This is a genomic window from Leptospira bourretii (genome assembly GCF_004770145.1).
In the GTDB taxonomy this organism is placed as follows: Bacteria; Spirochaetota; Leptospiria; order Leptospirales; family Leptospiraceae; genus Leptospira_A; species Leptospira_A bourretii.
The window spans coordinates 129,346-151,304 of the sequence record NZ_RQFW01000024.1; the positions used below are offsets into that span (position 1 = coordinate 129,346).

Annotated in this window: 18 protein-coding genes; 9 read left to right on the top strand and 9 right to left on the bottom strand. The window is 40.6% G+C overall.

The window, feature by feature from the left end; genetic code table 11:
- The first annotated feature begins 168 nt into the window (after positions 1-168).
- Positions 169-2,940 (top strand): DUF1554 domain-containing protein, encoded by a 2,772-nt coding sequence (locus EHQ47_RS19050; protein WP_135777870.1) that lies wholly within the window; start codon positions 169-171, stop codon positions 2,938-2,940.
- 349 nt (positions 2,941-3,289) lie between these two features.
- On the opposite strand, the gene EHQ47_RS19055 is transcribed toward EHQ47_RS19050, so the two are convergent.
- On the bottom strand, positions 3,290-4,459 hold the full coding sequence (locus EHQ47_RS19055; RefSeq protein ID WP_135748690.1) for a DUF3095 domain-containing protein: 1,170 nt from the start codon (positions 4,457-4,459) through the stop codon (positions 3,290-3,292).
- Positions 4,460-4,548: 89 nt separating this feature from the next.
- Here EHQ47_RS19055 and EHQ47_RS19060 point away from each other — a divergent pair, with 89 nt between their 5' ends.
- Positions 4,549-6,315, top strand: a complete 1,767-nt coding sequence (locus EHQ47_RS19060) for a glycoside hydrolase family 3 protein (RefSeq protein WP_135777872.1) — start codon at positions 4,549-4,551, stop codon at positions 6,313-6,315.
- 3 nt (positions 6,316-6,318) lie between these two features.
- Here EHQ47_RS19060 and EHQ47_RS19065 read toward each other — a convergent pair whose 3' ends face one another.
- Complete coding sequence (locus EHQ47_RS19065; RefSeq protein WP_135748688.1) at positions 6,319-7,464, bottom strand: hypothetical protein; 1,146 nt, start codon at positions 7,462-7,464, stop codon at positions 6,319-6,321.
- A 44-nt stretch (positions 7,465-7,508) separates the two neighbouring features.
- Here EHQ47_RS19065 and murA point away from each other — a divergent pair, with 44 nt between their 5' ends.
- From murA to EHQ47_RS19090, 5 genes are all read left to right on the top strand, one after another.
- Complete coding sequence (gene murA / locus EHQ47_RS19070; RefSeq protein WP_135748687.1) at positions 7,509-8,813, top strand: UDP-N-acetylglucosamine 1-carboxyvinyltransferase; 1,305 nt, start codon at positions 7,509-7,511, stop codon at positions 8,811-8,813.
- Positions 8,814-9,488, top strand: a complete 675-nt coding sequence (locus EHQ47_RS19075; protein WP_135748686.1) for a 4Fe-4S dicluster domain-containing protein — start codon at positions 8,814-8,816, stop codon at positions 9,486-9,488.
- Positions 9,489-9,669: 181 nt separating this feature from the next.
- Positions 9,670-9,984, top strand: a complete 315-nt coding sequence (locus EHQ47_RS19080) for an LIC10235 family protein (RefSeq protein ID WP_002973161.1) — start codon at positions 9,670-9,672, stop codon at positions 9,982-9,984.
- Between the two features lie 137 nt (positions 9,985-10,121).
- Positions 10,122-10,901: a hypothetical protein gene (locus EHQ47_RS19085; protein WP_135777932.1), complete on the top strand. Its 780-nt coding sequence runs from the start codon at positions 10,122-10,124 to the stop codon at positions 10,899-10,901.
- Positions 10,902-11,077: 176 nt separating this feature from the next.
- Positions 11,078-12,442: a FliI/YscN family ATPase gene (locus EHQ47_RS19090; protein ID WP_135777874.1), complete on the top strand. Its 1,365-nt coding sequence runs from the start codon at positions 11,078-11,080 to the stop codon at positions 12,440-12,442.
- Between the two features lies 1 nt (position 12,443).
- On the opposite strand, the gene EHQ47_RS19095 is transcribed toward EHQ47_RS19090, so the two are convergent.
- Positions 12,444-15,497: a SpoIIE family protein phosphatase gene (locus tag EHQ47_RS19095; RefSeq protein ID WP_244290418.1), complete on the bottom strand. Its 3,054-nt coding sequence runs from the start codon at positions 15,495-15,497 to the stop codon at positions 12,444-12,446.
- A 172-nt stretch (positions 15,498-15,669) separates the two neighbouring features.
- On the opposite strand from EHQ47_RS19095, the gene EHQ47_RS19100 reads away from it, so the two are divergent.
- A complete protein-coding gene (locus tag EHQ47_RS19100; protein ID WP_135748682.1) occupies positions 15,670-16,269 on the top strand; it encodes a flagellar export protein FliJ in 600 nt (199 codons plus the stop codon).
- Positions 16,269-16,919, top strand: coding sequence for a periplasmic-type flagellar collar protein FlbB (locus tag EHQ47_RS19105; protein WP_135692480.1), 651 nt, complete (start codon positions 16,269-16,271; stop codon positions 16,917-16,919). Before EHQ47_RS19100 ends, EHQ47_RS19105 begins: the two co-directional genes overlap by 1 nt.
- 75 nt (positions 16,920-16,994) lie before the next feature.
- On the opposite strand, the gene EHQ47_RS19110 is transcribed toward EHQ47_RS19105, so the two are convergent.
- Genes EHQ47_RS19110 through whiG form a run of 6 tightly spaced genes read right to left on the bottom strand, consistent with a single transcriptional unit; the run spans position 16,995 to position 21,875 of the window.
- Entirely contained in the window at positions 16,995-17,558 is a 564-nt protein-coding gene (locus EHQ47_RS19110) for a guanylate kinase (RefSeq protein WP_135748681.1), read from the bottom strand.
- Entirely contained in the window at positions 17,555-17,839 is a 285-nt protein-coding gene (locus EHQ47_RS19115; protein WP_135748680.1) for a DUF370 domain-containing protein, read from the bottom strand. Before EHQ47_RS19115 ends, EHQ47_RS19110 begins: the two co-directional genes overlap by 4 nt.
- A 12-nt stretch (positions 17,840-17,851) precedes the next feature.
- On the bottom strand, positions 17,852-18,727 hold the full coding sequence (locus EHQ47_RS19120) for a hypothetical protein (RefSeq protein WP_135777878.1): 876 nt from the start codon (positions 18,725-18,727) through the stop codon (positions 17,852-17,854).
- Between the two features lie 47 nt (positions 18,728-18,774).
- The gene (locus EHQ47_RS19125; protein ID WP_135748678.1) at positions 18,775-19,065 is read right to left on the bottom strand and encodes a hypothetical protein; all 291 of its coding nucleotides are present in this window, start codon (positions 19,063-19,065) and stop codon (positions 18,775-18,777) included.
- 11 nt (positions 19,066-19,076) lie between these two features.
- Positions 19,077-21,068, bottom strand: a complete 1,992-nt coding sequence (locus EHQ47_RS19130; RefSeq protein WP_135748677.1) for a FapA family protein — start codon at positions 21,066-21,068, stop codon at positions 19,077-19,079.
- Positions 21,069-21,074: 6 nt separating this feature from the next.
- Entirely contained in the window at positions 21,075-21,875 is an 801-nt protein-coding gene (whiG, locus tag EHQ47_RS19135; protein WP_004785020.1) for an RNA polymerase sigma factor WhiG, read from the bottom strand.
- Between the last annotated feature and the right edge of the window lie 84 nt (positions 21,876-21,959).

The window sequence follows — 21,959 nt, forward strand, 5'->3', positions numbered from 1 at the left end:
ACTAGAATCTCCCCTCAGATTCCACTACAAACTGCTTGTTTTTTCATCACCAACTAACACATATATGGAGATCGATTCAAAATCAATTCCAAATTGGTTTTTCGTTGCTCCGATCTGATTGTTGAAAACAATTGGACAAGCTAAAGACGCTGGAACCTGGAAATGATTATGAACTTTTACCAACAGATAAAATCCTCAATTTTGATTCTATTTCTCTCATTTTCCCTATTCCAAAGTTGCAGTGGACAAGTTACGGCAGGAGATACTTTTCTTTTTGGACTCAGCGAAAAGTTTGATCGGCTGCTTGGGAACGAAGCGACGGTTGCTTGTTCTTCGGACGTGACGATTACTACGAAGGCGGTTTCGCTTGTTGAAGACGGAAATGTTTCGGCCTCGTTTAGTACAACGGAAGATTCGGGAATTACACCTGCACCGACAGATAGCGACTTTGGATATAGTAGTTTCGAAACTTGTATTTATCCAAATTCACCTTTCACAGGGTCGGTTGAAATTCCGGTTTCATTAACATCTAACTATGGTTCACGGATTACCTCTACTCAATCAGTTCCGGGACCTGCTGCTCTTCCATCAAAACTCACCTTCACTGGGAACGGATTAGCTGCGAGACAATGCCTAAGATTCACGGTTGTTAACGATACCGACAGAAGTCCAGTTGTAGATCCAATGACCGTTGTTTTAGGAACGATGGTTCAAAAAGACGGAAGCGGTAATGTAACATCTGGAACTTATTCAGCAAAAGATGCCTGCGATATTTCTGTATCTGTAGAAGATGACGAAGCACCTGGGGTTCGCGTTTCTAATATTCGAGTGATGGAAGAACCAGGTCCGTCTGCAACAACTACAACTGGAACTTTTAAAGTCAGACTGAGAACGGCACCAACAGCCAATGTTACAATTCCTATCAATGATGTTTTCGATGCAGTGAATGTCGGCAACAGGGAAGGTATTGCAAATCCAAAAACACTCACATTTACAAATGGAAACTTTAACGTTGATCAAACTGTTACCGTCACCTCTGTTGATGATTTGGAACTTGATGGATTAAAATCTTACACCATTGAATTGGGAAAAACAACCAGCGCTGATTCTGAATACAATGGGATCAAACCAAGGAATGTCGTAGTTTATAACCTAGACCAAAGTGTCCCTGGATTTAACATACTAAAGTTTAGCGGTGGTGGTGCCATCAATTCTGCGAGTTCAAGTATTTCTACCATTGAAGGATTTGCGACTGATGAGAGTAATCGATTCGGAGATAAGTATGCAAACTTTCAAATTCGATTACGTTCCAAACCAACAAACAATGTCACATTAAATTTCACATCCACCTGTGGTAGTAAGTGTACAATCCAAACACCATCATTGGTATTTACACCGACGGATTGGAATACTTACCAAACCTTTCGGTCTATTGGAGCTACAGATTCCGCAAATTCAGGAAACCAAGATTACACAGTTTCCTTTACTGTAAGTTCTTCAGATTCAACCTATAGCACAACCGTATACAAACCTAATTTTTCTATTCGCTCTTGCGACAACGATGGAACTCACCTCATCCAACCTTGTAACTATTCTGGTTCACCTTTAGGAACAATGAGCAATCGACTCAGTGCACAGGAAGGGGGATCTACTCAAATTTGGCTCATCACGCAAAGTTCGCCCGCATCGCCAGTCACCGTAGGACTTTCGTCCAGTGATCTGACAGAAGGAACTGTTCCTGGAAGTGTGACCATCGATTCCAGTAACTATAATGCAATGGAAACTGGTGCGACAAATAGAATTGCGCTGACTCATGTGGACGATGCTTTAGTTGATCTGATTCAGGATTGGACAATCACAACAGCAGTTTCTACTGGTGGGTTGTCCTACGACCCTATCGAGATTTACGCAAGAACTACGGATGATGAAAAAGCTTTCTACGTTACGCACACTGGCTCAACGAGGGAAGGTACAGTCAATGTTGCTACCGTACATGTATGTTTGGGAGGGAATAACCCAACCCAACAAGTAGTTTTAAATATTAGCTGTAAAACCTATACTTCTGGCGAAGCTGCTTATGGAGAGTGTGGAACGATCACTACATCTCCCATCACATTCCCAGTGAATAGCGAAGTTGAAGGAGCCAACGCTTCTGATGCCGGTTGTGCCAACTCTGCTAAAAAGCAGTCATTTACTGTCACTGGCCAAGACGATACATTTTCCGATGGAAACCAATCCTTTGACATTCGTTTTGCGATGGTTGCCAATACAGATACAAATTACTCAGCCGCATCAAATCCTTCAGACCATTCCATTACCAATGAAGACGATGAACCAACAGGAAAGAAAATATTCACAACAGCAGGAACTTATAAGGGAGAAATGGGAACAGATGGTGTCTTCGGAGCTGACCTTACTTGTAATAACAATAAACCTTCTGGAGTCTCAGGAACCTATAAAGCTTTGATTGTCAGCAATAGCGCCGGAGACGCTTCCATTGCCAACCAAAGGGTTCCAGGCGGCGTCAATTGGGTACTTTCATCAAATTATCGTTACTTCCGTTGTACAGGTTCTGGATACAATGTTTGTAGTGATGAACACACAAGACTCTTTGTTGCCGACGGATCTGCATTATTCAATCCAACCTCTATGTCTCGAGATTTTTCAACAACTGCAGCGGATGAATTTTGGACTGGGATGACAAATTCAGCATCTCTAACCCCCGCTACACAAACTGCGTTAAACCCAGATTTAACCGCTTGTAATGACGCATCTCTTGTCTACCGACAAAACTGCCACGGGTTTAACTATGAAACCTGTACTACGAATGCAGCTACATATTTCTATGGAGAAATTTGGGTGCGCAATGGCCCAGGTTCTGTATCAAGTGCGGCGAGAAGGTGTGATTTACAGAAAAAACTCATCTGTGTTGAGCAATAAAAGAAAACATCTTTAAAGTATCAATACCCTAATGGAATCTAAAGAAAGTTCCATTTATTTTTATTTGTAAGACGAACTGTAATATAATACGCAACCGTATTGGTTTTTTAGATGGTATGCACATTCATCTTTACACATACCTTTTCTAAAAGCTGATCGGCTTTCTTCATGATCATTAATACATTTTTTGAAACAAATTTGGAGTTTTTGGTCGCATGTTTTATGATCCAAAACTTCTTTTTTTGAGGTGGACGGGTGAATAGAGAAAAAGGCGGATATCAAAAATACAAGACTATTTATAAATATTTTATTAGCCATAGTTAAAGTATATTTAGCATTAAAATTTCCCTTACATCACCTTTAACTTCTCTTTCAACATCTTGGCGGCCATAGCAAAACCGCCATCAGCTCCATCTACAAAATGAACTTCTTCGGAAGAGGCAACTTTTAATACACAGGTCATCAGTGACCGATTGGAAACAAAGATTCCATATCGGATGAGACCTTCTGTTTCCAATTGGTTCAAAAAAGATACAAGAGCTTCTCTATGTTCATGAGATCCATCAATTACCATCTTAAGAGTTCCATCATACTTACGAAAGTCCGCAGAAAGAACTTGGTAATCTTTTAGTTTGTCCAGTGAGTAGTGACCGGACTTTAAAGGGATTCCAAACCGCATAGCAAAAGCCATAACCGTTCTTTCGATCCAAATTTGCGTTAATGTTAAATAGTATCGGAAACCACTGGATTTACCCACACGAGCCAGGGCTTCGTTGCGTAAATAAGAACCCGAAGCAAGTTCAATGTTGTTCACTCGTAAGGGATGGTAATCACCCTCTTCTCCATATTCAGAACGAATGAAATTAAGGACACGAGTGACCGTTTTTTTACAAACTCCAAAATCTTTGTGGATGGGTTTTACAATGAGAGAAACAATCTCGCCTCTCTCACTTGGAACGTCTTGCCAACGACAAGTAAATCCTGTAAAATCCGCAGGCAAAATTTTTTCATTTTCACGGACTAAATAAGATTCATCTTTCCCTTCTTTGATCCATGTTTCTGCCAATGGCAATGCATCACCAAACAGTGAACATTGGACATAGTGAGCGGAGGCTCTAAACTTACTTAGGAATAATTCTGCTCCTGCGCGGTACAACTCTTGGACGGGAACAATCCCTGCGCGCATTTCCAATCCAAAGGCAGAGCGCACTTGCGAAATGGTATCTGCAATGGCAGAACGAATCGGAAACAATAAATTGATAGGAAGTAAAAAAGTGACCCCATCCCCACCAAACACAAAAGGAAAATCCATATGTCCATACACATTGGCAACAGCTATGGCGGTAAGTCCACCCGCAGTGTTGACATCTTTGTACCGACCTTCTTCAATTGCTTTTGTGGATCCAACAATATCGGTGATGAGTATAAACCAATCATCAGGAACTTTTGTTGGCATCACACCATCAAATAAATTTTTAAAATTAGAACTGGGTGTTAGGTTTTTATAAAAGTCATCCACAAAAACTCAGACGATAGATTCTGATCTAAAGTGGAAATTTTTCTTGGTTGTCTCGGAAAAGCCATCCGTAGATCGTACCATCATAGCTTATGAACCAAGTTCTACTTCGCACATCCTTTTCCCTTTTCCTTCTTTTTGGATTTTTTGGCTCCTCTTATTGTTTTGGATTTTATTTAACCGAACTTGCTGCCAATGAACGAAAAACTTGGTTGGACACAAAGGCCTGGGCCATCACCGAAGCAATGTCTGAAGAAGAACTTGTGGGCCAAACCATTCACATCGCCATCCCACAAAAGACAGTGGATGCTGTAGCTTTGGAAGAAATTGCGGCGACCAAACCGGGCGGGATCATTCTCTTCGGAAAGAACTTAGGCAAAAAAGAAGAAATCCTCTCTCTCACTCGTGGATTACAAATCGCAGCCAAAGACCAAGGCCTTCCTCCTTTTTTTATTTCTACAGACCAAGAAGGAGGCCGAGTTTTCCGTGTCCAAGATGGAATCACACCATATCCAGGTGCCATGGCAGTTGGCCAAACAGGAAGTACGGAATGGGGTGAAGTGGTTGGTTTTGTCACTTCCTATGAACTTCGTAACCTCGGGCTCAATTTTCTTTTTGCACCCGTTCTCGACATCAATAACAATCCATTAAACCCTGTGATCAACACACGTTCGTTTGGTTCTGATTCCAAAAGAGTTTCTGATGTTGCTGTTGCATATGAAAGAGGAGCACGAGCTGGAGGATGTTTACCTGTCATCAAACACTTCCCTGGTCATGGTGATACCACTGTTGATAGCCATTTGGGTCTACCCATCATTAACAAAAGTTTAGCGGAACTTGAAGCATTGGAACTGATTCCTTTCAAACGTTCCATCGAAGGGGGTGCAGAAGCTGTAATGTCGGCCCATATTGTGTATCCCAAAATTGATCCAAAGTTTCCAGCAACTCTTTCCAAAACCATTTTAACAGACGTTCTGCGAAAAAATCTAAACTTTGATGGAATCATCATCACCGATGCAATGGAGATGCATGCTATTGCCAAAAATTATGAAAAAGACAGACCTGGAGTCCTTACCATCCTAGCCGGAGCCAATATTGTCCTCTTAACAAGTTGGGGAGAAACAGCAAGAAGGTTCAAAGCCCAATTAACCGATGCCTACAAAAACGGTGAGTTTCGTTATGTAGACAAAGAAGGAAAGGAACAAGACAAACTAAAAGATGCGGTACAAAAACAAATCCGCAAAAAATTGGAACTTGGTCTTTATGATGAAAATTCCATCTTACCAACTGTCTACGATGACAACCTAAAACAAAAAGAATTTCTCACCCACTGGAACGAGGAAAGAAACAAACGATACACAAAGTTAAATGAATCCAAAAATTTTGTGAAAGAAATCAATGAAGACTCCATTCGTGCTTATCCAAAATCTGTCCAAACTTCGGGAATCATACCAACTGAAACTTTATCTTTTGTAAAAAACAATCGCCTGAAAGAAACTCTCAAATCAAAAAAAATAAACACGGTAACTTTCAAAACTTTCCAAACCCAAATAAAAGATAAATCCATCACTACTTATCTTTTTGATTCGACTTCCGAAAACGAAGTTTTATCCATTGCGGCCTTAGCAAAAAAATATCCTAACAAACGTTTTGTTGTCTTACATGGGGGAACTCCGTTTATCAAATTACCGGAACATCCAAATTTACAATATTTACTTTCTTTTTCCTTAACCCAAGGATCTTGGGAAGCATTTGGCGAAAAACTCACTTCTGGAAAAGAAATTCCAAAAGTGGATTTGATTTTATTACCCAAAGGATCCAAGACACCATCAAAAGGTGCCTTTCCCGAAAGGTTATAGTTCTTAAGACAATACTTCTCTGATACCACCTCGTTTGCGGATTTCTTCATACAAAGTTTTCCGCACAGTTTCATCAGCATCCACATAACGAAGAAGATACAAATCAGACTTTTGTTTGGTGGGCATCATCTTTGCGCGGATATGAAACATAGGCCCGTTATCAAATCCAAAACTCACTTCCCAAAGATCTTGTTGTTTCCAAATTTCAGGTGAAATCTCCACAGGAAACGTAAATAAAATCCCTCGATCAGAAAGCCTTTCCGAAAGAGTGATAAAAGGTCTTGGTGTTTCTTTTATATCGAAACGTTTTTCGTTATTTTCTTTTTGGTCTTTGGCAATTCGTTTCAAAACTTCCAATTGTTTATCAATATTTTCTTCTGTTAACAAAAGTTTATTTTTATCCAATTCCAAAACTTGTTTTTTTTCATCAGGTGGGGGCCAAGGGGAAACAGTGATGGAAAGTCTGTCTGTTAACATCAAATGTGACTCACCCTTTCTTTCAATTTTTCCATTAAAATGAAAGATCATCCCACTTTCATTGGTTCGCACCACTTTCCCTTCCAACAGATAACCACCGCTACTTGGTCTAAACACATAAAGTTTTACTTCTTTACCTGGGACTAACAAATCCTTGGAAAGACCCTTCATGGAAAGAAGGAGTTCATCCGTAGTTTTTTGCATGACATAGGTAAGTTCTTCTCTGCCATCAGCCTCTAATGCAGCCACTTCCCCTACTGTTAGTTCATTCAAGGAAAGAATTTCTTTTTTGAATTCTACCCCTGAGCGGAACAATTTATCAAAAAGATCTACTTCTTTCTCAGTGGTATTGGCATTGGATTTTAAAAAATAGCGATAGAGTGCATTTTTTAATTTGTTTCTGTTTTCAGGCAAAAGATAAATCTCACGTTCATCTTCATTTAGATGATCATAAAATGAATGGAGGATGTTCAACTCCACTTGGTTGCATTTTCTTGCCACGGCATATCGTTGGAACTCAACCCAATGGTTGACAACACTGGTTTGTTTGTTTTGCAAATAATTCATCACCTTCACGTAAATAAAGGCGGCAACACCCATTAAAAAGATGTAAAAGAGGTAGATCGTATCAAATTTGGGAAAAATCCAAACGACTTGTGCTATAAAATTCATAATTTACTTTTCCTCATATCCGTATTGTGTCGAATGGAAGCAAGGTGAGTTCATCCTACTTCAAAATTATCGGCAAAAATCCTCTCAACGGGACAGTAGTTCCCCAAGGAAATAAAAACGAAGCGCTCCCGCTTCTGGGAGCCCTCCTCCTTTGGGAAGGAGATGTCATCCTGGACAACTTACCGGAAATTGCCGATGTCCTGAAACTCATGGAAGTCCTCCGCCAAATTGGAGTGGAAATCACTGCCCTTGATACAAAAGGATCATACCTATTTCAGAAAAAAAATCCAGTGAAATCGGACCTTCCCTATGAACTTTGTTCGCAACTGAGAGGTGCGGTCACTCTTGCAGGCCCCATCCTTGCGCGCACAGGGAGAGTTTTCCTTCCCAAACCCGGGGGAGACAAAATTGGTCGGCGCCGGATGGACACCCACTTACTTGCTTTAGAGGCCCTTGGTGCCAAAATCGAAGTATTCCCAGATGGGTATATGATTACCGCAGATCGTTTGGTCGGAAAAGACATTCTTTTAGATGAAGCATCGGTCACTGCCACTGAAAATGCGGTGATGGCAGCTGTGTATGCAGAGGGCCTAACAACGATTCGTAATGCTGCTTCTGAACCTCATGTCCAAGGCCTTTGTCGATTTTTAATTGCTGCTGGTGCCAAAATTGAAGGTGTAGGTACAAACCACCTAACCATCACAGGTGTCAGTTCTCTCCAGTCCCCTGCTGGTGGACTCCGACATAGGATTGGATCGGACTATTTAGAAATTGGTTCTTTTATCAGCCTTGCTGCTGTAACAGGTGGCGAGATCCATATTACTGATGTTAACTTAGAAGACATTCGGATGATCCGAATGGTCTATTCTCGTTTGGGCATAGAAGTAAGGCCTACAGAAAATGGAATTCTTGTTCCTTCCGACCAAAAAATGGAAATCATTCCTGACTACCACGGTGCCACACCCAAAATTGATGATGCACCTTGGCCTGGATTTCCAGCTGACATGACTTCTGTGGCTCTTGTCACAGCAACACAATGTAAGGGAACTGTTCTCATCCACGAAAAACTTTTTGAATCCAGACTCTTCTTTGTAGACAATATCATCGCAATGGGTGCACAAATCATTCTCTGTGATCCGCACCGAGCCATTGTGATTGGAGCCAACCGTTTGTACGGCCAAAGAGTGGCAAGTCCTGATATCCGAGCGGGGATGGCCATGATCATTGCTGCCCTTTGTGCAGAAGGACAAAGTGAAATTCATAACATTGTTCAAATTGATAGAGGTTTTGAATCGATTGATACCCGTTTACGTTCCTTGGGAGCTCAAATCGAAAGAGTTTCTGATTAAATGAAACGAAAGGATCTTTTCCGCGAAGGTTTTAAATCTGTTTTCCAGTTTACCTTCACCAAAGCGGACGAAATTACCGAAGCCATCAAAGAAGTTTGGGAGGACGAAAAAACTCCCAAGGGAAAATCCTCTAGGAGTTCCCAAAGACCATCTGACAAATCAAAGTCGAAATCGAAACCAAAAACTGTCCGGAAACGAAAGACAAAAATGTTCCAGACACTTGCCCTCCCTCCAGGAGCATCTCCTGATTTTTTTTCCCTTTGCACTGGTTGTAATGAATGTATTTTTGCCTGTCCTTATGCCGTCTTATTTCCTGTTACAACACAAGAATCGGAAAAGTCCTATCCTCATTTTGATCCCAATGCAAAAGCCTGTCATATGTGTTCCGACTGGCCCTGTATTAGTGTTTGTCCTGAGGAGGCTCTCCTACCGTACAATTTGTCCGGCGAAAAACCAAATTTCGGTAAGGCGAAGGCCATCACAGAACATTGTATTAACGAAAAAACTGGTGAATCCACTTGTGATGTTTGTTTAAATACATGTCCTATTGAAAAAACAGTCAAATTTAAAGGGAATTTGCCGACTTTTGTATCATCATCTTGTACAGGTTGTGGGCTATGTGTTGAATCTTGCCCCAGTTTTCCTAAAGCCATTCAAATCAAATTTAAAAAATAATAACGATCGCCTATCAATCGTTTTAGAAAAAAATAAAACACCGCAAAACATCAAAAAATTGTTATTCGATGAAAAAAATATCTTGAATTTTTCAGAGAGGAGAGAGATACCCTTGTTAGGGCAAGGGAATTTCCCTCGTCAAAAAAAAGATAAAATCTAGATTTAAAGGAAAAAGAAAGCTATGGAACCACAAAAAGTAGGCCCAGGACAAATCGACAAAATTGCAGAGGATTTGAAAAAAGATCCTGAAAAATCCATTGGAAATTACCTTTTCAAAGGCTTCAGAATTCAAATTTCTAAATACAAAGCTTCCGGCGCAGAAAGAGTACAACAACTCTACAAAAGAAGAAGAGCGCAAGGTCTTTGCATCGTTTGTGGAACCAAAGTAACGCGTAAAAACCCCGTAACAGGAATTCTTTACAGACTTTGTGACACTCACAGAGCTGAAATTGACCAAAAAAACAAAGAAAAAGCAAAAGCAAAAAAAGGAAAATAAACCTTTCGCCGCATTTTTCTAACTAAGAGGGGACTTTGGTCCCCTTTTTTGTTTACAGACCATCTCTGCCCTTTATCTTTTTTGTCATGAAGTTCCTCCTCCCAGTTTTAGCCCTAACCCTAATTGGATGTTCTCAAATGGTCTGGCGCCAAGCACAATTGGCAGAAGAAGTCTCTCCTAGCAACGATCCAAACACAAACTTAATTCTCACAGTTACATACGAAGAGAAAGATTCTTGGAATCCTTTAAACGGAACCACTGACAAACGAAATTACAAAAGTAAAATCAAATTGGTAAAAAACACGGCGACTGGTGGGAAAACCATAAAAGAATGGGACTTACCTTCTTGGTCCCTAGGTGATGGAATTTTTTATCACACAGGTTCTTCCACTTTATTTGTGTTATATGGAAAAGATGATGAGTATGGAACTTTAAACCAGACTCTATCGCTTTATCCAGAAACTGGTGGTGACTTTTCCTATCCGGCCTCTCCAGAAAAACGAATCATTTTCCAAATGGCTCCTTCCCCTAACGGCAACTTGGTGGCCCTTGTGACAGCAAGTCCCACAAACGAAGGTGAGTTTTCCGAATTTGAACTCAACATCATCCAACTCTCCGATAAAAAAATCCAAAGTTTTCCTATCAACTTCTGGACTGCCCTTCCTCTCTATGGAATTCGTTGGGGAGAAGATGGACAAAAACTCTATCTCCGAACCCCAGACCGAATCCTTCTCTGGACCGGATCTGCCATTGAAGAAACCAAATCTTTCCCAGACTGCTTTACTGTTTCCACAAACTTTGGCAAGTGGGCCTATGAATCGGCAAGTCTAGGCGAAGGCGGAAATGTCATCCTGGGCAAAAAATTACCCACCCCTCGTCAAATCTCCAATATCGACCAAATCAAACTCTGTCGCTAGATCCGAAAGGATCTAGACCCTTCCTTTGCACGAACGAAACCCCAAGGCTCCTTAGTCCCAAAGGAGTCTTGGTTGGTGCCTTCCTGAATCCAGAAGACGAATCGGCCCAAACCTTTTCCCCTTCTCAATTCGCTTGATTTAATTATGTCACATGATTGGATGAGTGAAAAGCCCCCATGATTGAAAAGAAATTTACGGAACATATCGATGCCATTTCGAAATACCTGAATGTCGTCGAAAAAATTGAACCCATTCGCAAAAGCGGGGTCGTTGTATCCGTGGTGGGCAATGTCATTTATTCACAAGGTCCCCCCGATTCCAAAGTGGGAGAGATTTTAGAAGTCGAACGTGGTTCGGACAAAGGATATCTCCCTTGCGTCCTTGTTGGATTTAAAGACCACCTTTACACCTTGATGCCACTCGGTGATACTCAAGAAATATTTCCTCATGCCTTTGTATTTTCATCCGGAAGGCAAATCACTCTCAATGCAGGTCCTGAACTTTTAGGACGTGTGTTAAATGGTCTTGGCAAACCCATCGATAGCAAAGGAATCCTCATCACAAGAGAAGAACGAGCATCGGAACCAAGATTTTTAAATCCATTGGATCGCCCTCCCATCACTGAAATTTTAGAAACAGGTGTCAGGGCCATTGACGGTATGCTCACTGTGGGCCGTGGGCAAAGAATTGGAATTTTTTCCGGTTCAGGTGTGGGTAAGTCGAGTTTACTTGGGATGATTGCTCGTTATACAAATGCAGATGTAAACGTGGTGGCGTTGATTGGAGAAAGGGGTCGAGAGGTAAATGAGTTCTTACATGTAGAACTTGGAAAAGAAGCTCTCGCAAGATCTGTTGTTTTTGTTGCGACTTCCGATTCTTCTAAAATGGAACAAGTAAGTTGTGCTAACTTAGCATGTTCCGCCGCAGAATATTTTCGTGAAAAAGGAATGTCTGTCAATTTGTATATGGACTCTCTCACACGTTATGCGGAAGCACTCAGAGAACTTTCCATCGGAGAACCTGTTGTGACCAAAGGTTATGCATCAAGTGTATTTACCAAAATGGCAAAACTTGTGGAAAGGGCTGGGACATCGCATAACGGTGGCTCTATTACTGGTTTTTATACTGTGTTGACTGATGCAGAAGATGATATGGATGATATTGTTGCAGATAAAGTCCGTGGATTTATTGACGGACATATTGTACTGACACGTAAATTAGCAGAACAAAGTCATTATCCTGCCATTGATGTTCCTGCATCTTTATCTCGGCTTATGCAAAAGATTGTGAACGAAGACCACTATATGCGTTCTTCCATTGTTCGTGAACTCATCTCAAAGTATAAAAACTCCGAAGATATTATTTTGCTCAATGCTTATGTCCGTGGAGCTGATGAAAAAGTAGATATGGCCATTGATAAAAAATCACAAATTGATGATTATTTAAGACAAAGGATTGAGGAAAAATCAACTTACAACGATGCAACCAATCGACTGGCAAAAATTCTACAATCGACAACTCGCACAGAAGACGATTTTTAGATCATTCAATTTCCAAAATTACTAAAGTCACATCATCATCAGGAGAACGATTCCCTGTGAATTCTTTAATTCTTTCAAGTAACAAACGTTTGGATTCTGCAATCGGATAACCACTGTATCTTTGTACGATACTTTCCCAATTTTCCTGGCCGATCATTTCTTTGTCTGCATTGGTCGCTTCTGTAATTCCATCTGTATACAAAACAATCCTATCTCCTGCTTTCAAAGACAGACGATCTTCTTGGATGTCTAACTCAGGAATCCAACCAATCAGTTTTCCTTGCGGAAGACTGAGTTTCGGTTTAGGCTCACCTTTTCGATTGATGATGAGTGGAGGATGGCCACAACGAGCATGGACCATTTCTTTTGTTTCGAGATTGATGTAAATATAGGAAGCAGTGACAAAAGCTCCTTTCATTTTTCCAAGTAAGGTGGAATTGATTTGAGTCATTAGTCCGGCAGGTTCTCTTGATAACCTAACTTGTGTAGAAAAAGCAATCTTCAACATGGCAGAGATCAGAGCCGCTGGAATTCCGTGTCCCGAAACGTCAGCAATCAAAACACCAAGTTCCGTTTCGGAGATGGCATGAAAGTCAAAAAAATCTCCACCAACACTTTCCATTGGTTCATAATAGAACTCTGTTTTGATCCCAAGAATATTAGGTGCTTCTTCAGGTAGGATGGAACTTTGGAGTTTCCGAGCAAGGCCTAACTCATTTTGAAAGGCAATAAATTTGTTTTGTTCTTCGACTGCTTTTTTGAGAGTGATTAGATTCTTTGCCCTAGAGATTAACTCTCGTTTATCAAAAGGTTTTGCTAAATAATCATTACCACCAGCTTCCAAGGAAGCAATGATATCTGTAATCTGGTTTTTAGCGGTCAAAAATAAAATTGGAAGTTGGTATAATGAATACGACTCACGTAAAACCGTACAAACATCGTATCCACTCATACCAGGCATCATAATATCAAGTAACATCAATTCAAATGGACCGTCATCCCGAACCATCCGAATGGCATCTCCTCCATTAGAAGCTTCGTGGACATCACAACCAATGAGCGTTAGATGGTTCTTTAGAACTTGTCTATTGATAGGTTCATCATCCACAACGAGTACTTTGATTTTTTCACCATCGTATTCTTCCGTTGTTTCTTCAATCGGTTCAAATTCTGGAGATTCACCTCCAAACCATAAATCGGATTTATTTACGGGAGGTTTTTCCATTGGGATCTCCCCTTCCCTTGCCAAAGGAAGTGTAAACCGAAACACGGAACCTTCCCCTTCTACCGATTCTACCCAAATGGTTCCACCGTGTAATTCTACTAGTCTTTTGGTAATGGCAAGACCAAGACCTGTGCCACCAAACTTCCGTGTGGTGGAAGCATCTCCTTGTTCGAAAGATTTAAATATATCAGCAAATTTTTGTTTTGGAATTCCGATCCCTGTATCTTTAATTGAAAGAACAAGCATCCTTTCCATAATTTCGGCAGATACATCGATCCTACCTTTTTCAGTAAATTTGATCGCATTCCCAATCAAATTAAATAGGATTTGTTGGAGCCTTGCCTCATCACCTAAAATTGGCGGGAAATCCATCGGCACATGATTGCGAACTGTGAGATTTTTTGTTACATAAAGAGGACGAGAAATCACAAGGACTAGATCACAAATTTGATGGAGGTCAATGGCCTTTAGATCCAAATCCAAATCTCTATTTTTCATTTTGGAAAAATCCAAAATATCATCCACAAGAGAAGACAATCGTTTCCCAGAACTCACGATCATCCCCAAATTCTGTCTTTGTTCTTGGTTGAGTTTTCCACCTATTCCATCAAACATTGATTCGGCGATTCCAATAATTCCGTTGAGAGGTGTTTTTAATTCATGTGATGTATTCGCAAGAAAATCATCTTTTAATTTATCTAAAACAAGAAGTCTTTTCGACAAAGATTCTACGTCAGAAAATGCACGACTAAAACGTCTAGATAAAGTAAGGGACTGCACCAGAATAAATACAAAAATTCCAATCGGAATTGCTTCAATTGTATAAACAACTTGGTAGGCATTGAGTAAGTCAATAAAGGCAGCAATTGCCACGGAGATAATTCCAATGGCAAATAAAAGACTACTTTCTTTTCGATTGATGACTGCCCGGAACACACCTTGTAATATCAAAAGGACCCCGGAAAGAAATACTATTTGAAAATAACCATTTAACTTTGTATATATGGGAGTTGGTAATACCAGCAAAAAACTAATAAAAATTAAAGTAGGAATTAAAAGAATGCGATCCATCAAACGTGGGTAATATTTGGGATAAAACTCACGAAAAAAGGCGAAAAAAAGATAAGGTGATAAATAAAAGGTTAGATATTCAAGCCTAAGACAAAAATTCCAACTGATATAAGGTGATAATTCATTGAACCCGAATCTTTCTCCAGTAAACAAAGTTCTTAAGGATAATAAAAGGGCTGCAAAACCAAATAATAAATTTCCTTTATCAGAACGTCGAAAATAAAACAAACCAAAATGATATAAAGCAATGATAAACACTGCTCCCGCTAAAAATAAAGAAGAGGCAAGGTCCTTTTCATTTGCTTTAAAAAGTTTATTCCATTCGCCAACATAAGGTGGCTCCCACATTCCTCCTTTGTCATGATGAAAATTGGAAATCTCCACCAAAAGTTCGTTAGGTCCTTCTTTCCAAGGTAATGGGTAAAACTGGAATTGGTAGGAAGGTTCGGACTCTTCCGGATTTTTCGAAACCACTCCAGAAGAACCAAGGAGTTTTCCATTCCAATACACTCGTGAAGCGGTTGCCATATCCACAAGTTTGATTCCATACACTGTGTCCGGACTTGTTCCTTCTGGTGGTTCTAAAACCAAACGGTAAGTTCCAAACCCGTTTCCTGAACCAAGAGCGGAATTCCAAATCCCTGGAACCTGAAGTTTGAGAATTGTTTGAGGAAGTTCTTTCGATTCTGAAAGGAAAGTATGAGGATAAAAATCCCATTCCCCTTCCAAATGAACTGGATTTCCCTGGCTTTTTTTCACAATCTCTGCGGGAGATGCAACCAAAGATCCAAAGCTCAGGCAGAAAAGAAGGCAGGCCGAAGCCAAAAGATGTAAGTATTTATAGGACAATATTGCAAGTTTTACTCATTTTTTTAAAAATACGAGTAAAAAAGAGTACAAAAATTATTCAGAACCGAAGAAATAGACAGGTGTGAAACGATTTCGTTTTAGTTTGGAGACAGTCCTCAAATTAAGGGGTTGGCGGGAAGAAGAAGAAATCCGTCGGCTATCTTTTGTTGTCTCAAAACTCAATGCGCTCATAGGGGAAAAAGATTCCAATGAACGCGAAATCGAATCTTCCTACGAAGCGATCCTTGCCTCCTCCAAAGTGGGGACAAGTCTCTCTGATTATCTTTCCATCGAACAATACATCCAAGGCCTGATGCGTCGCAATGAAGAGTTGCAGGAACGGATCACAGCACAAAACGAAGAAGTGAATTTGGTTCGTAAAGATGTGATGGTGGCACGGATGAACAAAAAGGTAATCGAAGTTTTAAAAGACAAACGATTTGCCGAATGGAAGAAAAAACGAAATCGAGCAGAACGAAGAGAAGTCGAAGAATTTAATTTGCAACTAAGCAAACAATCATTATTCGATTCGACAGAAAGTTTTGGACCTTCAAAATCTAAAAAACTGCCAAGAACTTTCAAAATTCTGAACAGAGAGGATGGGGGTGACGAACTCACATCCGACTTCAAAACTCTTCGTGATTTTTATGAAAAATATTACCTAGGACAAGGCAAATCATAATGGCAAGTGTAACCGATAGCACAAGATCGTTTTTCTTAATCGTTCTCATTTTTTTCTTAATCGCCATTGGTTTTTTTGTATTCGATTATTTCCAAGTCATCAATGCGGAAGACTATTTACCTTTCTTAAAAAAACAAGCTGGCCTTGTGAACCAAGACCTTCTTTCGCCAACCGAACTTGAAAAATTGGAAATGGAAAAAGCAAAAGAAAGACTGATAGCTGACCGCGAAGAATTGGAACAAATGAAACGGGAGTTAGAAGAAAAATCTTCTTCCCTTCACGCTGACAAAGAACGTTTGGAAGAACTGAAAGAAGGAATCCAACGAAAAGAAAAAGAAATGGCGGATAAACAAAAAAAGGACAATGCACGTGCCGAAAAAGTAAAAGTCCTAGCCAACAAAGTCGCCAACATGCCACCAGAATCAGCTAGGGATATGTTAATCAATTGGCCTGATTATGACATCATCGAAGTGTTTGAACAAATGGACAGGGATGCGGAAGAAGAAGGAAGGCAAACCATTACTACCTACTTACTCACTTTATTTCCAGCAGAAAGAAGGTCTGTGATTTCCAACAAGTGGTTGGATGCGGGAGCCAAAAATGTTCCTAATTACGGTAAAAGTATTGATGAGGATAACGACGAACCTTAAAAATGGTGTCTATGGTTTTAAAAGTTACATCTTTTGTTTAAAAAGGAATAACAATACCGAATCAGTTTTTTAGTTTTATTTTTTGGTTCCAAACAAGATGGATTTGACGTCTCGAATGGCGTCTTCCAATCGATCATTCACAACCACGTAATCAAAGTTTGGTGCTTCATCCAATTCCCGAATTCCATTTTCAATCCGTCGTTCGATACTGGTTTGGGAATCGGTTCCTCTGCGGATCAAACGTTCAATCCAAATCTCACGACTCGGTGGTTCAATAAAGATGGTCACGGACTCAGGCCGAAGGGCTTTCACTGATTTAGCACCTTGTACATCCAAATCCAAAAGAGCAACACGATGGTCACGAATGGCCTCTAAAATTGGATCCTTGGGGGTTCCATAATAATTTCCATGTACTTCTGCCCATTCATAGAATTGGCCTGCTGCGATTCGTTTTTGAAATTCTTCGGTCGATAAAAAATAGTAAGTTTGGCCTTCCACATCTCCCGGCCTTGGTTCCCTTGTGGTACAAGAAACAGAAAAATAAAAATCAGGAAATTCTTTGAGGAGAGCTGCAATGATGGTAGACTTTCCACCTCCAGCCACGGAAGAGATAATATACAAATTAGGACGAACGTTCAATCTTCTTGTTCCTCCTCTCCCTCACCAATATGGTTGTCTCCTGATTCTAGTCTTTTGGACAAACTTTCGGGGCGAATGGCTGAGAGAAGGATATGGCCGGAGTCCAAAACGAGGACGGAACGGGTCTTCCGACCACCAGTAGCATCGATGAGTCGACTTTCCGATTTTGCCTCAGAGCGCAGTCGTTTGGCACCTGCAGAATCCGCCTGAAGGATAGTAAGAATTTTCGATACAAATACTACATTAGAAAAACCAACATTGAGTATCGGAAACGAAGACATGGAAACATACTTTTAGATTCTTCTAGATCGATCAAGTCGAATCGTTTCTATTAAATGAATTTCATGAATGCCGATATTCATGGCTTCTGAAATTTCATCATGTTTGTATCCCTTTTTGATCAGATGAACCACTTTATCAATCTTTGTTGCAGAAGAGGTGAGTTCTTCCAAAGCCGATTCAATCGAAAGATCCACTTTATCTAAATTCATTTTTTGATAAGAGGCAAAGGCTGGGTCATTTGCTTTTGATACTTCGTTTAAAAATTCCCTTTTTTTCTGACCTTGGGTGAGTTCGTTTCGAATTAAGTCTGTTGGTTTTTCTTCTGCAAATGGATTTCCACCTACCGTATAATTCATCTTAGGTTGGAACGTTGGAACTTCTAAATTATCTATTGCTTCTGCAGAAGGAGAATTCACCGCTTCCATTCCAAAAATTCCTTTGACTGCTTTCCCTAGTTTTCCAAAGGCTTGGTTCACTGCCCCTTCTGTTGTTTCCACATCGTCACTTGGAACGGGAATTTGGTTGGACTGGTAAATTTTTCCAATCCCTGTTCTTTGTTCTTTGATATCAAGAGTTGTTTCTTCTTCCAGTGTGGGTTCAGGAACTAACTCTGATTTCATGGAGAGTCCCGTTGATTGGTAATGTTTGAATTCTTTTACCAATACCTCTCCCTTTTCCATCATCGAACGCAGAGCCACCATTTTAGATTCGATCACTGCAACAGTTGCATCCAGTTCACGAATGGTTTCTGCCGTGGCCATATCAATCGCACGGTTTAGTTTTTTATCGTAATATTCCGAGACTGCTTTTTGAACTTTTGCAGAAATGAAAACATACATCATCCCACAAAATAGTAGATTGATTAAAACGAGAGAAAAGAGTTCCATGTCGCTCTCCTGCAGAACATTTCCAACAACATTCCGGAGTGAGAACTTTAAGCTTTTAAATCAAAACGAGATCCTCTTTCCAAACTAGGACGATCATAAATGATTCCTTCTTTGGAATAAGCGTGAACCGAATTTTCTTTGTCTTGTTTCGGTTTCGCCGCTGAACCCTGGTTACCTGACTTTGCCTCAGGAACCGTTTGGGCTCTATTCTGAGTTTGGATCACAACTTTTTGCAATTCCACCACCTGGTTTTGGTGGGTAAAAGGATTCTCTGCCTGAGCCCTACGTGCAAAATCGTAGTGGTGGGCGATACTCGCGAAGTTTTCGTTTAGAATCATCGGGAACCCTCTTAATTCTTAGACTTACCACGCCCTCTCTTTTTTCTCCAGTCATTTTTCGTTTCGTCCGGATCTTCGTAAGGCGCGCTACGGACCTGGGACTCTTCTTCGTAGAAAGTTTTGGCCTTGGTCTCGTGGCGGAGTTTGAACTCTGCGTTGCGGATGCGGATCGTGACTCCTGGGAAAATGGTCTTCTCGACCGAAATACGGCCATTAGCAGCCTGTTCGTCCATATACTCGGTGAGGGTTTGGATGTCCTTTCCAGCCTCAGCGATCCGTTTCTCCAGTTTTTTGGTCCCAGCTTCTAATTTCTGCAAATGGGCGTCTTGTTCGGCAGTAAAACTGGCCGGGTCCGCTTCCTTTCTCGCCTTGAGAGTGCGCATGGTCTTTGTCAGCTGGTCCAACTTATCCTGGTTTTCGTTTCGTTTTTCTTCGTATTCCTGGATCTGCTTTAAGATCTTGGGGTTGTTCCCCACAATGAGGTCGGTTTGCGGATTGGCTTGGGAGCCGATGATTTTGGCAGAGATCAGTTGGGCAGCTTGGATGGTTCCTCCCACAATCTGGCCTCGTTTTCCTTTACAGGAGATTTTTCCCCCTGCCATCAAATGGGAATGTAAAATTCCTTCTTGGACAATGATGTCTTTTTCTGTAATACAAGTAGCGTTCTGAATGAATTTCGCAACAATGTTTCCCCCTGTGGACTCCACTCTTGCTTCCTCTCTTCCGGTTACCCCTTGGCGCACAATGATATCACCATCGGCTTCGACGATGGCTTTTTGGACCGTTCCATAAATTTCAATATTTCCTGCCGCTTTAACAGAATAGTTATCTTCCACGTTTCCTGTGATGATGATAGAGCCAAGGAAGGTAACATTTCCAGTACGAACTCCCACGTCTCCATTGATTCGGTAAACGGTTTCCACAGATAATCGGCCAGCAGCGTATAACACTTGTCCGTTGACCTCGGCAGTGAGACGCATTTTGTCTTCCGACAAGATGGTTCCTTTTCCTTGTTTGAGTTCTGTATCCAAACCATCTTTGGCAGGCAAAACCATTCCAAATAAATTGCGACCAAACTTCCCTTTTTCTGCAGGAAGCTTTTCGGCTAACAATTGTCCCACGACAACGTTTTCAATCATATCTAAATCTTTGTAATCGACTCGACCTGATTGATCTTCCTTGAAGTTGATTTTCTTTTCTGTGCGAACATAGTATTTGATTTCCGCATTTTTACCGTTCACAGGGAAATCACCTTCGGCCCCAATAAAAGGTTTGTTCACAACATCTTCATCTAGATTTTTACGAATTTCATCTTCTTTCAGTCCATACGCCACGCCCATTCCTTTGAGAGCCGCAACAATGTCAGAGACTTCTAAATCGCGTCCACCAGGCCTTGGTGGAAACACAGTTACAAAAGCTCGCATATTTTCCTGAGCGATTTCTACGTTGCAACTGGAATCGTTTCCGGCCTTTGGTTTTTGATTGGAGATAAGAGCAGGTTCCCCTTTTTTTTCTTTGAGGATTTTATTGATCAATGTTTGGTCAACACCGGCAATACCACGAAAGGAAAGTTTTTTGGAAACATCTGTCATGGTCATTTCCAACCCTTCCCCAGTAGGAGGATAAACCGTTAAAAATACGCCAGTTCTATATATTTTTACTGTGACTCGACCATCTTTATTTTTAGGAGTCACAAGTTCTTTTAAGTCTTTGGATACTAATTTCCCACTACCACCCGTTAGATGTTCATCAAGTAGACTTAATTCATCTAATAATAAATCATCAGGAATGATGGAGGCTCGGATATGATAAGGTTCAGAAAAGAAAAGGGATTTTTTTCCTCTTTTTAAAACTGTATAATCAATTTCGTGAACCTTACGACCCAAGTGCTGCGATGCAATTGCTAGACACTCTTCGATGGTATCAGCAATGACTTCTACTTGTTCTTTTTCCTTACGGTCGAACTCTTTCAGTTCCTCTGTAAGAAATTCAGAGAGAGACATATCTGTTTACCTTTTCTGGATCGCGGATTTTACTTTGGAGAGTTTGCTACGAAGCCTTGCGACTGCTTTTGTATGAAGTTGGGAAATTCTTGATTCCGTAACTTCCAAAACCTCACCAATTTCTTTGAGAGTGAGGTCTTCATAATAATAGAGTACAATGACTTTCTTTTCTTTTTCCGGAAGCGATTGAATGGCTTCTACAATTACGTTTTTGATTTCTTCTTTTTCGATGATATTGTCAGGGTTCATATTCATCGGAGACTCGAGAGTTTCCATAAAGGAAACTTCATCGTTCTCATCACCGAGAAACCAAATATCATTGAGAGACACAAGAGAGGTTCCAGAAAGTTTTGCTAGGAGTGAATTGTATTCTTCCATGGAGACGCCGAGTTCTTTTGCGATCTCTTCATCATCCACTTTTTTGCCTTCCTTGTTTTCAAGCATGGCAATGATGTTTTCAAGTTGTTTTGCTTTTTGACGAATGGAACGCGGAATCCAATCCACACTTCTAAGTTCGTCAAAGATGGACCCACGGATACGGGTCATCGCATATGTTTTAAATTTAATTTCTCTGGAAGGGTCGAATTTTTCAATGGCATCTAACAGACCAAAGACGCCATAACTGACGAGGTCTTCAAACTCGACATTTTGAGGCATACCAATTGCAATCCGCCCTGCCACGTGTTTGACGAGAGGTGAATATTTTTCAACAAGGTAACTTCGGATCTCCGCATCCTTAGTGACACGGTATTTTTTCCAAAGATCTGTCTCATCAAACTGATTGTATTTGTCTAGCAATCTTGACATAGGGAACCGAAGTACGGAATCTCTTTACTTTATAGAAAAAATCGTAAAGAAGAGGAAATTACAAGAGGATTTTTTCTTATGTCC

What these genes read in the sequence shown, in the direction of transcription:
- EHQ47_RS19050 (WP_135777870.1), top strand. Translation starts at nt 169, where the DNA reads ATGAACTTTTACCAACAGATAAAATCCTCAATTTTGATTCTATTTCTC.
- EHQ47_RS19060 (WP_135777872.1), top strand. Translation starts at nt 4,549, where the DNA reads ATGAACCAAGTTCTACTTCGCACATCCTTTTCCCTTTTCCTTCTTTTT.
- EHQ47_RS19065 (WP_135748688.1), bottom strand. Translation starts at nt 7,464, where the DNA reads ATGAATTTTATAGCACAAGTCGTTTGGATTTTTCCCAAATTTGATACG.
- EHQ47_RS19075 (WP_135748686.1), top strand. Translation starts at nt 8,814, where the DNA reads ATGAAACGAAAGGATCTTTTCCGCGAAGGTTTTAAATCTGTTTTCCAG.
- EHQ47_RS19080 (WP_002973161.1), top strand. Translation starts at nt 9,670, where the DNA reads ATGGAACCACAAAAAGTAGGCCCAGGACAAATCGACAAAATTGCAGAG.
- EHQ47_RS19085 (WP_135777932.1), top strand. Translation starts at nt 10,122, where the DNA reads ATGGTCTGGCGCCAAGCACAATTGGCAGAAGAAGTCTCTCCTAGCAAC.
- EHQ47_RS19090 (WP_135777874.1), top strand. Translation starts at nt 11,078, where the DNA reads ATGATTGAAAAGAAATTTACGGAACATATCGATGCCATTTCGAAATAC.
- EHQ47_RS19105 (WP_135692480.1), top strand. Translation starts at nt 16,269, where the DNA reads ATGGCAAGTGTAACCGATAGCACAAGATCGTTTTTCTTAATCGTTCTC.
- EHQ47_RS19115 (WP_135748680.1), bottom strand. Translation starts at nt 17,839, where the DNA reads ATGTCTTCGTTTCCGATACTCAATGTTGGTTTTTCTAATGTAGTATTT.
- EHQ47_RS19120 (WP_135777878.1), bottom strand. Translation starts at nt 18,727, where the DNA reads ATGGAACTCTTTTCTCTCGTTTTAATCAATCTACTATTTTGTGGGATG.
- EHQ47_RS19125 (WP_135748678.1), bottom strand. Translation starts at nt 19,065, where the DNA reads ATGATTCTAAACGAAAACTTCGCGAGTATCGCCCACCACTACGATTTT.
- EHQ47_RS19130 (WP_135748677.1), bottom strand. Translation starts at nt 21,068, where the DNA reads ATGTCTCTCTCTGAATTTCTTACAGAGGAACTGAAAGAGTTCGACCGT.
- whiG (WP_004785020.1), bottom strand. Translation starts at nt 21,875, where the DNA reads ATGTCAAGATTGCTAGACAAATACAATCAGTTTGATGAGACAGATCTT.